The sequence below is a fragment of the Billgrantia campisalis genome (assembly GCF_022341425.1).
Classification (GTDB): domain Bacteria; phylum Pseudomonadota; class Gammaproteobacteria; order Pseudomonadales; family Halomonadaceae; genus Halomonas; species Halomonas campisalis.
On record NZ_JABFUC010000003.1, the window covers coordinates 47,823 to 59,958 of the forward strand.

11 protein-coding genes and 1 pseudogene are annotated in these 12,136 nt (G+C 66.0%); 6 read left to right on the top strand and 6 right to left on the bottom strand.

The window, feature by feature from the left end:
* The first annotated feature begins 37 nt into the window (after positions 1–37).
* Genes HOP52_RS04120 through HOP52_RS04130 form a run of 3 tightly spaced genes read left to right on the top strand, consistent with a single transcriptional unit; the run spans position 38 to position 2,935 of the window.
* Positions 38–1,219 carry an acyl-CoA dehydrogenase gene (locus tag HOP52_RS04120; protein WP_238976008.1) on the top strand — a complete coding sequence of 394 codons (1,182 nt, stop codon included), beginning with the start codon at positions 38–40 and terminating at the stop codon, positions 1,217–1,219.
* Between the two features lie 13 nt (positions 1,220–1,232).
* Positions 1,233–1,982 carry an electron transfer flavoprotein subunit beta/FixA family protein gene (locus HOP52_RS04125; RefSeq protein WP_238976009.1) on the top strand — a complete coding sequence of 250 codons (750 nt, stop codon included), beginning with the start codon at positions 1,233–1,235 and terminating at the stop codon, positions 1,980–1,982.
* 14 nt (positions 1,983–1,996) lie between these two features.
* On the top strand, positions 1,997–2,935 hold the full coding sequence (locus HOP52_RS04130; protein ID WP_238976010.1) for an electron transfer flavoprotein subunit alpha/FixB family protein: 939 nt from the start codon (positions 1,997–1,999) through the stop codon (positions 2,933–2,935).
* Between the two features lie 279 nt (positions 2,936–3,214).
* Here the strand turns inward: HOP52_RS04130 and HOP52_RS04135 are convergent, their stop codons facing one another.
* The 4 genes from HOP52_RS04135 to HOP52_RS04150 all read right to left on the bottom strand — a co-directional run bounded on the left by HOP52_RS04135 (position 3,215) and on the right by HOP52_RS04150 (position 7,413).
* Complete coding sequence (locus tag HOP52_RS04135) at positions 3,215–3,445, bottom strand: hypothetical protein (RefSeq protein ID WP_238976011.1); 231 nt, start codon at positions 3,443–3,445, stop codon at positions 3,215–3,217.
* 8 nt (positions 3,446–3,453) lie between these two features.
* The gene (locus HOP52_RS04140; RefSeq protein ID WP_238976012.1) at positions 3,454–3,837 is read right to left on the bottom strand and encodes a hypothetical protein; all 384 of its coding nucleotides are present in this window, start codon (positions 3,835–3,837) and stop codon (positions 3,454–3,456) included.
* A 190-nt stretch (positions 3,838–4,027) separates the two neighbouring features.
* Positions 4,028–5,821, bottom strand: coding sequence for an acyl-CoA dehydrogenase C-terminal domain-containing protein (locus HOP52_RS04145; RefSeq protein ID WP_238976013.1), 1,794 nt, complete (start codon positions 5,819–5,821; stop codon positions 4,028–4,030).
* A gap of 188 nt (positions 5,822–6,009) precedes the next feature.
* On the bottom strand, positions 6,010–7,413 hold the full coding sequence (locus tag HOP52_RS04150) for a solute carrier family 23 protein (RefSeq protein WP_238976014.1): 1,404 nt from the start codon (positions 7,411–7,413) through the stop codon (positions 6,010–6,012).
* 561 nt (positions 7,414–7,974) lie between these two features.
* Between HOP52_RS04150 and HOP52_RS04155 the strand changes: the two genes are divergently transcribed.
* The 3 genes and pseudogenes from HOP52_RS04155 to HOP52_RS04165 all read left to right on the top strand — a co-directional run bounded on the left by HOP52_RS04155 (position 7,975) and on the right by HOP52_RS04165 (position 10,146).
* On the top strand, positions 7,975–8,739 hold the full coding sequence (locus HOP52_RS04155; RefSeq protein WP_238976015.1) for an electron transfer flavoprotein subunit beta/FixA family protein: 765 nt from the start codon (positions 7,975–7,977) through the stop codon (positions 8,737–8,739).
* Positions 8,736–9,670 (top strand): annotated as a pseudogene (locus tag HOP52_RS04160) (electron transfer flavoprotein subunit alpha/FixB family protein). Before HOP52_RS04155 ends, HOP52_RS04160 begins: the two are co-directional and overlap by 4 nt.
* Before the next feature lie 53 nt (positions 9,671–9,723).
* On the top strand, positions 9,724–10,146 hold the full coding sequence (locus tag HOP52_RS04165) for an NAD(P)H-dependent flavin oxidoreductase (protein WP_422677683.1): 423 nt from the start codon (positions 9,724–9,726) through the stop codon (positions 10,144–10,146).
* Positions 10,147–10,255: 109 nt separating this feature from the next.
* Here the strand turns inward: HOP52_RS04165 and HOP52_RS04170 are convergent, their stop codons facing one another.
* Both HOP52_RS04170 and HOP52_RS04175 read right to left on the bottom strand, forming a co-directional pair.
* The gene (locus HOP52_RS04170; RefSeq protein WP_238976016.1) at positions 10,256–11,035 is read right to left on the bottom strand and encodes an enoyl-CoA hydratase/isomerase family protein; all 780 of its coding nucleotides are present in this window, start codon (positions 11,033–11,035) and stop codon (positions 10,256–10,258) included.
* Between the two features lie 119 nt (positions 11,036–11,154).
* Entirely contained in the window at positions 11,155–11,928 is a 774-nt protein-coding gene (locus tag HOP52_RS04175; RefSeq protein ID WP_238976017.1) for an SDR family NAD(P)-dependent oxidoreductase, read from the bottom strand.
* Between the last annotated feature and the right edge of the window lie 208 nt (positions 11,929–12,136).

Genomic DNA, 12,136 nt, shown 5'->3' on the forward strand with positions numbered 1-12,136 from the left:
ACGACAGGCCGTAACGACAAGTAGAGGAAATTCCGACATGTCCCAGAACCCCGCTTTCCACTGGCAAGACCCGCTGCTGCTCGACCAGCAGCTCACCGACGAAGAGCGCATGGTGCAGCAGAGCGCCGCCCAGTTCGCCGCCGACAAGCTCGCCCCCCGCGTGCTGGAGGCCTTCCGCCATGAGCAGACCGACCCGGCCATCTTCCGCGAGATGGGCGACACCGGCCTGCTGGGTGCCACCATCCCCGAGCAGTACGGCGGCAGCGGCCTCAACTACGTCTGCTACGGCCTGATTGCCCGGGAGGTCGAGCGCGTCGACTCCGGCTACCGTTCGATGATGAGCGTGCAGTCCTCCCTGGTGATGGTGCCGATCCACGCGTTCGGCAACGAGGCGACCAAGCAGAAGTACCTGCCGAAGCTCGCCAGCGGCGAGTGGATCGGCTGCTTCGGCCTCACCGAGCCCAACCACGGCTCCGACCCCGGCGCCATGGTCACCCGCGCCCGCAAGGTCGACGGCGGCTATCGCCTCACCGGCAGCAAGATGTGGATCACCAACAGCCCCATCGCCGACGTTTTCGTGGTGTGGGCCAAGGACGACGAGGGCGACATCCGCGGCTTCGTGCTGGAGAAGGGCTGGGAGGGCCTCTCCGCCCCGGTGATTCACGGCAAGGTGGGCCTGCGCGCCTCGATCACCGGCGAGATCGTCATGGACGATGTCTTCGTGCCCGAGGAGAACCTCTTCCCCGAGGTGCGCGGCCTCAAGGGGCCCTTCACCTGCCTCAACTCGGCCCGCTACGGCATCAGCTGGGGCGCGCTGGGCGCCGCCGAGGACTGCTGGCACACCGCCCGCCAGTACACCCTGGACCGCCAGCAGTTCGGTCGGCCGCTGGCCGCCAACCAGCTGATCCAGAAGAAGCTGGCCGACATGCAGACCGATATCTGCCTGGCCCTGCAGGGCTGCCTGCGGCTGGGCCGGATGAAGGACGAGGGCAGCGCCGCGGTGGAGATCACCTCGATCATGAAGCGCAACAGCTGCGGCCGCGCCCTGGATATCGCCCGCCAGGCCCGCGACATGCTGGGGGGTAACGGCATCAGCGACGAGTTCGGGGTGGCGCGCCACCTGGTCAACCTCGAGGTGGTGAACACCTACGAGGGGACCCATGACGTCCACGCCCTGATTCTCGGCCGGGCGCAGACCGGCATCCAGGCCTTCTGTTAACAAGGAGCAAGCCATGAAAATTCTCGTCGCGGTCAAACGCGTCATCGACTACAACGTCAAGATTCGGGTCAAGCCGGACCACTCCGACGTCGACCTCACCAACGTCAAGATGGCCATGAACCCCTTCTGCGAGATCGCCGTGGAAGAGGCGGTGCGCCTGAAGGAAAAAGGCGTGGCCACCGAGGTGGTCGCCGTGACCGTCGGCCCCAAGGCCGCCCAGGAGCAGCTGCGCACCGCCCTGGCGCTGGGCGCCGACCGGGCCATTCATGTCGAGACCGACGAGCGCGTCGAGTCGCTGGGCGCCGCCAAGGCGCTGGCCAAGGTGGTCGAGGCCGAGCAGCCGGGTCTGGTGATCCTGGGCAAGCAGGCCATCGACACCGACAACAACCAGACCGGCCAGATGCTCGCTGCCCTGACCGGCCTGCCCCAGGGCACCTTCGCCTCCGAGGTCGCCGTGGAGGGGGACAAGCTCCAGGTGACTCGCGAGATCGACGGCGGCCTGCAGACCATCGAACTCACGCTGCCGGCCATCGTCACCACCGACCTGCGCCTCAACGAGCCGCGCTACGCCAAGCTGCCCGACATCATGAAGGCCAAGAAGAAGCCGATGGACGTCAAGAGCCCGTCCGACCTCGGCGTCGAGGTGGCCTCCAAGGTCAAACTGCTCAAGGTCGAGCCGCCGGCCGAGCGCCAGGGTGGCATCAAGGTGGGCTCCGTGGACGAGCTCGTGGACAAACTGAAGAACGAAGCCAAGGTGCTTTGAAAGGAGCGGATCGCATGAGCATTCTGGTACTCGCGGAACATCACGACGGCGCCCTGGCTGGCGCCACCGCCCACGTGGTCGCGGCGGCGCAGGCCATCGGCGACGACATCGACGTCCTGGTGGCCGGCGAGAACGTCGCCGCCGTGGCCGAGGCCGCGGCCAAGCTCGACGGCGTGGCCAAGGTGCGCCTGGCCGACCACGCCGCCTACGCTCACCTGCTGGCCGAGCCCACCGCGGCGCTGATCGCGGAGCTGGCCGGCGACTACAGCCACGTGCTGGCGGCCGCTTCCACCACCGGCAAGAACGTGCTGCCCCGGGTGGCCGCGCTCAAGGACGTCTCGCAGATCTCCGAGATCATCGCCGTCGAGTCTCCGGACACTTTCAAGCGCCCGATCTACGCGGGCAACGCCATCGCCACCGTGCAGAGCGAGGACGCCCTCAAGGTGATCACCGTGCGCCCCACCGGTTTCGATGCCTGCCCTGATAGAGGGAGCGAGGGCGGCTCCGCCAGCGTGGAAGCCGTCGAGTTCGTCGCCGACAACGCCCAGTCCACCTTCATCAAGGAGGAGCTGGCCCAGTCCGATCGCCCCGAGCTGGGGGCGGCCAAGGTGGTGATCTCCGGCGGCCGCGGCATGGGCAACGGCGAGAACTTCACGCTGCTCGAGGGCATCGCCGACAAGCTGGGCGCGGCCATCGGCGCCTCCCGCGCCGCGGTGGACGCCGGCTTCGTGCCCAACGACATGCAGGTGGGCCAGACCGGCAAGATCGTCGCCCCGGAGCTCTACATCGCCGTGGGTATCTCGGGGGCCATCCAGCACCTGGCGGGCATGAAGGACTCCAAGGTGATTGTCGCCATCAACAAGGACGAGGAGGCGCCGATCTTCCAGGTGGCGGACTATTGCCTCGTCGCCGACTTGTTCGAGGCCCTGCCGGAGCTGGAAAGCAAGCTGTAAGGAAGATCGGGATCTTCCAGGTGGCGCTTTCTACAAGATCGGTGGCCTCGTGGCCGACCTCTTCCAGGCCCTGCCGGAACTCGAGCAGAAGCTGTGACGACGATCGGCAAGCCGTCCGGGGTCGCCGATCGGGGTGCAGTTCAATTCGGTGGGGTCTTGCATGCTGGCACGCTGGTGCAGGGAATCAGGCGGACTCGGCGCAGGGCGCGGCCCGGCTCTCGGGGCCGGTTGGCCGCCAGCCAGTCGTGCCGGTTTGAGGGTCGGGCGGGCAGTGGAGGTTCAGTGGCGGTTCTCCCTGTTCGTGATGTCAGCGCTGGCCTGGTAGTGGGGCCCCCCGAGGTGGCGGGGGTAGCCGAGGGCCTCGATGGCCAGCAGGTCGATGTCACTGGGGCGATAGGCGAGCCCCGCCGCGTCGGCCTCGAGGGCCGCTCGCACCAGGGCCTCGCGGAAAGGCTTGGCGCCCAGCGTGGCCTGCTGCAGGTGAGCGAGGATGCTGGCGCTGCGACTCACGACCACGGTCAGGCCCAAGGCCTTGACAAGGCCTTGAGCATCTCGGCGACGGCCTGCTGGCGTTGCGGCCCGGTGCCCAGATCGACCAGCTCCACGCAGCGACTCCCCTCGGGAACCACCAGCAGCAGTTCGGCCTCGTCTGCCCGGTCGGCCGTCTCGGGAGCGGCGAGGGCCACGCGCAGCGCTCCATCCGCCGGGCAATGGCTGCCCGGGGCGAGCAGGCAGGCCTCGGCCCCTTCGGCGCTCGTCGACAGGGTGATGGCGGCGCGCACGGCCTGGCCGAGGGCATTGACCGGGGGATTGTCGATCTGGATCACGCCCAGCTCATCCAGGCGCCGATAGTGCACGACAGGGGCATGGAACTCTCCCTGTTTCGCAAAGAGAAATCTCATTCCGACAACATGGGCCATCATGTCGGGCTGCGTCGCCCCTGTCAATAAAGAAAAATCATATTCCTCTATGCGGAATAAACCCGCCGCCCGAAGAGCGGCGGGGCCTACGTTCGGCATTGCCCGTCGCCCGCGGCAAGAAACGGCGCCTGGGAGAAGGCGCCGGTCGAAGAGGCGATGGTGGGCAGAAGGCTCAGTAAGCGAACTGCTCCTCGGCCATTGCCATCAGGTTCTCTGCCCCCGAGGCGATAGCGGCGGCGTGTGCCTGGGCTCGTGGCAACAGGCGGTGGAAGTAAAAGCGAGCGGTTTGTTGCTTGGCCTGGTAGAAATCGATGTCGTTGCTTCCCGCGTCCAGCGCGGCCTGGGCGGCGTCGGCACTGCGTGCCCAGCACCAGGCCAGAACCGTATAGCCCGAGTAGAGCAGGTAGTCGAAGGCGGCGGCCCCGACCTCGTCCGGGTTGTCACGGGCGGCGTCGCCGATCTGCTTGCTCAACATCAGCCATTGGCGTACCTGGTGCCGTAGCGGCTGCACGAATTCGTCAAGGCGGGACTGGCCGGCGTCGCAGAAGGCCTCGATCTCGGCGGCGAAGGGCGCCAGCAGCTCGCTTTCGGAGGCCAGCACCTTGCGGCCCAGCAGGTCGAGGCCTTGAATGCCGCTGGTGCCTTCATAGATCGCGGTGATGCGCACGTCGCGGACGATCTGTTCCATACCCGATTCGCTGATGTAGCCGTGGCCGCCGAGCACCTGGATACCAAGATTGGCCGCTTCGATGCCGGCCTCGGTGAGGAAGCCCTTGGCGATCGGGGTCAGCAGGGCCAGGCGTTGTTGCGCTTGCTCGCGGGTGGCGGCATCCGTGCCCCGGTGCGCCATGTCCACCTGCTGGGCGCAATAGTAGTTCAGCAAGCGTCCGCCTTCGGCCAGGGCCTTTTGCGTCAGCAGCATGCGCCGAACGTCCGGGTGCGCGATGATGGGGTCGGCGGGCCGGTCCGGGCGAATGCGCTTGGGGGCGCGCATCTGCAATCGCTCGCGGGCGTAGTTCAGGGCGCCCTGGAAGGCCGCCTCGGTATGGCCCTGGCCTTGCTGTGCCACGCCCAGGCGCGACTCGTTGATAAAGGTGAACATGCAGTGCATGCCCTTGTTCGGAGGGCCGATCAGGTAGCCGGTGGCGCCGTCGAAGTTCAGCACACAGGTGGCGTTGCCGTGGATACCCATCTTGTGCTCGATGGCACCGCAGCTGACGGTGTTGCGTTCACCGAGGTGGCCGTCGGCCTGGACATGGAACTTGGGCACCAGGAAGAGCGAGATGCCCTTGATGCCTTCCGGTGCGTCCGGTAGACGGGCCAGCACCAGGTGGACGATGTTCTCGGTCAGATCATGTTCACCGGCGGAGATGAAGATCTTGCTGCCACTGATGCGGTAGCTGCCATCGGCCTGGGGCTCGGCCTTGGTGCGAAGCAGCCCGAGGTCGGAGCCGCAGTGGGCTTCGGTCAGGCACATGGTGCCGCTCCAGCGGCCTGCCACCAGGTTGGGCAGGAACCGTTGCTTCTGCTCGTCGGTGCCGTGCTCGGCGATGGTGTCGATGGCGCCAAGGCTGAGCGTCGGGTACATGGCCCAGGCATGGTTGGCGCTTTGGAGCATCTCGTTGATCACCGTGCCCAGGGAGGGGGGCAGCCCCTGGCCGCCCCAACTGGTTTCCTGTGCCAGAGACAGCCAGCCGCCGTCGACGAACTGCCGGTAGGCGTCGGCGAAGCCCGGTGGTGTGGAGACTGCGCCGTCCTGCCAGCGACATCCCTCCCGGTCGCCGACGGCGTTGAGCGGCGATAGGACTTCCTCGGCGAAGCGGGCGCCCTCGTTGATGATGGCGTCGACCAGGTCCGGGGAGGCGTCGCTACTATTATTGGGCAGGCGGGCATAGTGGTCTGGAAAATCCAGTACCTCATTGATCGCGAAGCGAATATCGCGCAAGGGGGTCTTGTACTGTGGCATGGGATGTCCTCGGAAATGGAGCAGGCTCTAGCAGCCTGTCGGGCTTATGAAGATGCTGATTCATTGCTGCGCTCGATATCCTGACCGCCGGCGGTAGCGTAGCGTTGGACCCTCAAGATCCTCATTTACTGCCATCGCTCGCGATATGGATCAGCGCTTCCTTATGTGCCGCGTTGGGCTCTGGCGTGTCAGGCGTCTTGCGCCGGGACTGTCTTGGAGGCCGCCGCCTCGGAGGCGACGCTGTCATCGGCTGCCACTGTCTCGCGTCCTAGCAGGCTCCGTTTCTCGACCAGGTAGTAAAGTGTCAGGCCGACGATGATCCCCCAGCCCGCGCCATAGATGGCCAGCACTATGGCAGTCGTGCCGGCGACACCGCGCTGCGCGGGGGTTGTCGCCTGTTCCATGCCGATCATCAGGCAGACGTAGCCGGTGAGGATCAGCGTCATCGACAGGGCGATCGGCAGGACCGGCTGGAACAGGCTGACCAGCGGAAGAATAAAGGTGGCTAGGAACATGGTGATCATGAAGGTGCCGGCACCGCCAAAGATGGAATCCATGGAATGCCGGCCGAACTTGTAGCGCTCGGCAACGGTGGCGGTCAGGGCGGTCCAGATGGGGCCGGCCAGTCCCGGGGCCGGGCAGAAGAAAGCGTGGAAGGCGTTACGGATGGCGGTGACGTGATGCACCCGGCTGGTGTCGCAGTCGATCTTCTCATCGCTGCGAGTCTCGTCGGCTTGGGCGATCAGGGCGTCACCCACCACGATATCGCCGAACGCGATGATATAGGCGATCAACGCCGTGGGTATGGCCAGCAGGAAGACATCGAGGCTGGGAAAGCCCACCACGAAGGGCAGATAGTTCCAGAGTTCGGCGAAGTTGGGCCGGGTGATGCCCCATTCGATGGTGGGTAGGGGGTATTCCCCGATCGACCAGGCGACCAGGATGGCGATCACCATGCTGGGCACCAGTCCGTAGTTGGCGATGCGCCGTGCCAGGCTGTGATGTTGTGCCCAACGGCGAAAGGCAACCGAGAACATCAGGAAAAGGGCAACCAGTACGCCCGCCGTCAGGGAGATGGGCGTACTGGCCAGGCGGCCGCCTTCCTGAATTTCGCCGATGAAGGCGGCAAGGCCGGCACCGAGGATGATGCCTGCCTGCAGCGACTTGGGTACCAGGCGCACCAGTCGAGCGCCAAGCCCCGTGAGGCCCATGAGCAGGAAGATGAGGAAGACCATGAAGTTCAAGGCGAACATCGCCTGGATCGCCTCTGGGCCGGGCTCGAAATCCCCCAGAAAGGCGAGGACCAGAGGCACGGCCGGGGTGATCCAGCCAGGCACAAGGGGTACCCCGAGCAAGGCCGGTAGGAGCGTCAAGGCATTGCCAATCACCACGTAGGCTAGCGCCACCTCGTAGGGGAGGCCCAGGTAGTGCTCGAGCAATGGGATCATTGCCAGACTGACCACGAACATGATCAGTGCCTGGAACATCTCGGCCATTTCCCAGCGGTAGTGGATGAATGGCAGGCGGACCTTGAAGGGGCCTGCGGGCCAGTAGGGGGCTTCTTCGCCATGCTGGCGGTGCATCATCTGCATAACGCGACTCCTGACGTTAGTCGGCTCTCGGTTGTCGTCATTGTGAGAGAAGCGCCTTCACCCCGTCCGTCCATGGGCGCCTCTCCTCGTGTCCGGGGGGCGCGCTGGGAAAGAGCGGAAAAGATGAGTGCGTTCCGAGCCTTGTTTGTAGCAAGGAGCGGTTGGTCGGGCCTCCACCCGCGGGTGGATTCTGGGGTGGATTTGCGCGCAGGGGGCTGCCTGGAGGCGTCCGTGCCGCACCCTCCTGTCGCCAGGAAGCATGCCGCGTGGCGACGTCAAGAGTCGCGGCAAGCCGGGTCACGCCGCCACCGACCTGACCATCGCCTGGCAAGGGGCCGATTTCCACCCTCGGTTCCACCCCCGCATGGATGCCCCGAGATGCGCCTCCCTGTTACAACGATCCCAAGGCTTCTGGCCAATCGTCAGGCGAGCTCGAGGAGGCGGGAATCCTCGCATTGCCCGTGATGATATGCAGAGCCTGGCTTCATGCTGCGGAATCTAGCCTCAGCGCCATATCGAGTTCGCACGGCTTTCAGTGGAAACCGTCATGGGAGAGTCACCATGAAGATCCTCGTCGCGGTCAAACGCGTCATCGACTACAACGTCAAGATCCGGGTCAAGCCGGACCACTCCGACGTCGACCTCACCAACGTCAAGATGGCCATGAACCCCTTCTGCGAGATCGCCGTGGAAGAGGCGGTGCGCCTGAAGAAAAAAGGCGTGGCCACCGAGATTGTCGCCGTGACCGTCGGCCCCAAGGCCGCCCAGGAGCAGCTGCGCACCGCCCTGGCGCTGGGCGCCGAGCGGGCCATTCACATCGAGACCGACGAGCGTGTCGAGTCGCTGGGCGCCGCCAAGGCGCTGGCCAAGGTGGTCGAGGCCGAGCAGCCGGGTCTGGTGATCTTGGGCAAGCAGGCCATCGACAGCGACAACAACCAGGTGGGGCAGATGCTGGCGGCGCTGACCGGCCTGCCCCAGGGCACCTTCGCCTCGGAAGTGACGATCAGCGGTGACGGGGGCGATAAAAAGCTGCAGGTGACCCGCGAGGTGGACGGCGGCCTGCAGACCCTGGAGCTCACGCTGCCGGCCATCGTCACCACCGACCTGCGCCTCAACGAGCCGCGCTACGCCAAGCTGCCCGACATCATGAAGGCCAAGAAGAAGCCGATGGAAGTCAAGACGCCGGCGGATCTCGGTGTCGAGGTGGCCAGCAAGGTCACCTTGCTCAAGGTCGAGCCGCCCCCCGAGCGTCAGGCCGGCATCAAGGTGGGCTCGGTGCACGAGCTCCTCGACAAGCTGAAGAACGAAGCGAAGGTGATCTCATGAGCATCCTGGTCCTGGCCGAACATCACGATGGCCAACTGAGCAGCATCACCGCCCACGTCGTTGCGGCGGCGCAGCAGATCGGCGGCGAGATCGACGTACTGGTGGTGGGGGAGGGCGTCGGCGCCGTGGCCGAGGCCGCCGCCAAGCTCGACGGCGTCGCCAGGGTGCGCGTCGCCGATCACGCCGTCTATGCCCACCAACTGGCCGAGCCCAGCGCGGCGCTGCTGGCGGCACTCGCCGATGATTACACCCATGTGCTGGCGGCGGCCTCCACCACCGGCAAGAACGTGCTGCCGCGCCTCGCCGCGCTCAAGGACGTGGCGCAGCTCTCCGAGATCATCGGCGTCGCGTCCGCCGACACCTTCCGGCGGCCGATCTACGCCGGCAACGCCATCGCTACCGTGCAGAGCGGTGACTCGCTCAAGGTGATCACCGTGCGCGCCACGGCCTTCGATGCCGTCGGCTCTCGACACGATCAGGGCGGCCATGCCCCGGTGGAAGCGGTGGCGAGCGTGGTGGAGAACAGCCAGTCGCGCTTCGTCAAGGAGGAACTGGCCCAGTCCGACCGCCCCGAGCTGGGCAGTGCCCGGGTGGTGATCTCCGGCGGGCCATGGGCAGCGGCGAGAACTTCACGCTGCTCGAGGGCATCGCCGACAAGCTGGGGGCGGCCATCGGCGCCTCGCGGGCGGCGGTGGATGCCGGCTTCGTGCCCAACGACATGCAGGTGGGCCAGACCGGCAAGATCGTCGCCCCCGAGCTCTACATCGCCGTGGGCATCAGCGGGGCGATCCAGCACCTGGCGGGGATGAAGGACTCCAAGGTGATCGTGGCGATCAACAAGGATGAGGAGGCGCCGATCTTCCAGGTGGCCGATTACGGATTGGTGGCGGATCTCTTCCAGGCCCTGCCGGAGCTGGAAAGCACGTTGTAAGGAGGATCCTCCAGGTCGCGCTCTCGACCAGTGATCATGCCCAGACTCTGGGTGTGGACCTGGCCTATATGGGCACGCGCTTCATCGCCACCCATGAGGCCAATGCCGTGGAGGACTACAAGCAACTCATCTTGTCGTCCGAGGCCAGCGACATCATCTACACTAACCTGTTCACGGGAGTGCATGGCAACTGTCTGCGCGGCAGCATCGTCAAGGCCAGCCTGGATCCGGATGATCTGCCGACGTCCGACAAGAGCGCCATGCGCTTCGGTTCCGGCAGCAGCAGCGCCTCCAAGGCCTGGCGCGATATCTGGGGCGCCGGTCAGGGGGTGGGTAACATCGATGCGGTAACGTCGGTAACGTCGGTGGCGGAGGTGGTGGCTGGCTTGCGCCGGGAATACGCCGCCGTCCGGGAGCGCTTGGCAGAGGTGGCGCGGTATGCCGAGCCGGCGGCGCGTGCGGAGGCCATGGACTGACGTCTCGTCAGGCGGGAGGTGAATCAGGTGCTGCCGCCGTTCGCTGGTGAGGCGGCATCGGCGGCGGCCCAGCAGGCTGCTGTGCTGGGCCTCGGCGGGGAGCGGTGCCTCAACGCCGCCGGTGCAGGAGGGCCTGCACCCGCTCCCGGAAGTCCGGCTCCAGGCGGCAGCTATCCTGAAGCCTGCCTTCCAGTGCCATGGTGTCGAGGAGGCTCGCCTCCGCGGCGGTGCGCAGCAGTTGCTTGGTGGCGGCCAGCGCTCGAGCCGGTTGATTGATCAGTTGCCTGGCGATTTCGCGTGCCGTCTCGCTAGCCTGACTCTCGGCCACTACCCGGTTGGCCAGTCCCAGGGCCAGGCAGCGAGCGGCGTCGATCTCGGGGGCCAGGGCGGTCAACTCGAAGGCCCGGGCATGCCCCAGACGGTGCACTAGGTGCCAGTTGGCGCCACCATCCGGGACCAGGCCGATGTCGATGAAACCCAGCTTGAGGAAGGCTGATTCGCCCATCACCACTAGGTCACTGGCCAGCAGGTAGGAGACGCCGATGCCGGCGGTGGGGCCTTCCACGGCGGCGATCACCGGCTTGTCCATGGCCATGATGGCGTTCAGGGCCGGCTCGAAGAGCCGTGCCAGTGCCTCGCTGAGCAGGCTATCCGCTGTTCCCTCGAAGGCGGAGAGATCCGCACCGGCGCAGAAGGCGCCGCCCTCGCCGCGCAGGATGACCGCCTTCACTTGCGAATCGTCGGCTGCCGCCTGCAAGTGGTCGCGTAGCGCCACGGCCGTCGCCTCGTCCAGCGCATTACGGACCTGAGGGCGGGTGAGGACGAGCTCGAGCAGCCCGTCGGGGTGGCGCTGAAGGCTCAATCCTTCGGTGATGACATTGAGATGCATGGTGACTCCATGGCCCGGCTGTACTGAAGCGGAAATGAACGAGGCTACGGCTCCGGGGGTTGTCTGGCGAGCCGTGGCGAGAAGGGGACCGGCCTCGGCGTAGGCCGGTCCGGCAAGACTCAGAGGGAGCTGTTGGAGTGGCCACCATCCACGGCGATGACGGTGCCGGTCATGAAGGCACCGGCATCGCTGGCCAGCAGCAGCAGGGCGCCATCCAGATCCTGGAGGTTGCCGAGGCGCTGCATGGGCACCACCTGATCGATGTAGGCATGGGCCTTCACGGTAGAGAAGAAATCCTCATTCATCTCGGTACGGAAGTAACCGGGGGCGATGGCGTTGATGCGAATGTCATGCCGTGCCAGCTCTAGGGATAGCGAACGGGTCAACTGGATCACCCCGGCCTTGGCCGCGGAGTAGTGGCTGAGCTTGGGGGCGACGCGCAGGCCGAGGATGGAGGCGATGTTGACGATACTGCCCGGCTTGCCGGTTGCCACCAGGCGCCGACTGGCTTCCTGGGTGAGGCGCCAGACGCCCTTGAGGTTGGTGTCCAGCATGGCGTCCCAGCTCGCCTCACTCATCTTGAGGAAGCCCTCGGTGTCGCCGAGGCCGGCATTGTTGACCAGCAGGTCGATGATGCCGAACTCCTGCTCGGCGGCGTCGAAGGCGGCGATGATGGAGGCGGCGTCGGTGACGTCCAGGGAGACCGCCAGGGCCTGTCCGCCGGCGGCCTGGATCTCGGCTACCAGGGCCTCTAGGCGTTCACGGCGTCGGGCACCGACCACAACGCGGGCGCCGGCTTCGGCAAGCACGGTGGCGAAGTGGCGGCCCAGGCCGCTCGAGGCACCGGTGACCAGGGCGATGCGGCCTTCCAATGAGAAGCGGGATGCAGTCATGAAGAATTCTCCGGTAGGAACGAAACAGGGCACCGCGGCCCGCTAGCAGCCTGTTGCCAGGAGCCTGCCGGACTTAACGCTGATCTGCTGCGAAACCCGGGCTTTCGGCCAATTTCATTCGATCTGATTCGTTAAATAGCGGGCTATTCGCCTCATCAGATCGATTAACTTGACTCGAAATCCGTGCTTCTCGCGACGATCGGTCAAA

Bases quoted from the DNA above. Each gene is read 5' to 3' on its own strand.
- HOP52_RS04155 (WP_238976015.1), top strand. From the start codon at position 7,975: ATGAAGATCCTCGTCGCGGTCAAACGCGTCATCGACTACAACGTCAAG.
- HOP52_RS04125 (WP_238976009.1), top strand. From the start codon at position 1,233: ATGAAAATTCTCGTCGCGGTCAAACGCGTCATCGACTACAACGTCAAG.
- HOP52_RS04140 (WP_238976012.1), bottom strand. From the start codon at position 3,837: ATGAGATTTCTCTTTGCGAAACAGGGAGAGTTCCATGCCCCTGTCGTG.
- HOP52_RS04170 (WP_238976016.1), bottom strand. From the start codon at position 11,035: ATGCATCTCAATGTCATCACCGAAGGATTGAGCCTTCAGCGCCACCCC.
- HOP52_RS04130 (WP_238976010.1), top strand. From the start codon at position 1,997: ATGAGCATTCTGGTACTCGCGGAACATCACGACGGCGCCCTGGCTGGC.
- HOP52_RS04145 (WP_238976013.1), bottom strand. From the start codon at position 5,821: ATGCCACAGTACAAGACCCCCTTGCGCGATATTCGCTTCGCGATCAAT.
- HOP52_RS04175 (WP_238976017.1), bottom strand. From the start codon at position 11,928: ATGACTGCATCCCGCTTCTCATTGGAAGGCCGCATCGCCCTGGTCACC.
- HOP52_RS04150 (WP_238976014.1), bottom strand. From the start codon at position 7,413: ATGCAGATGATGCACCGCCAGCATGGCGAAGAAGCCCCCTACTGGCCC.
- HOP52_RS04120 (WP_238976008.1), top strand. From the start codon at position 38: ATGTCCCAGAACCCCGCTTTCCACTGGCAAGACCCGCTGCTGCTCGAC.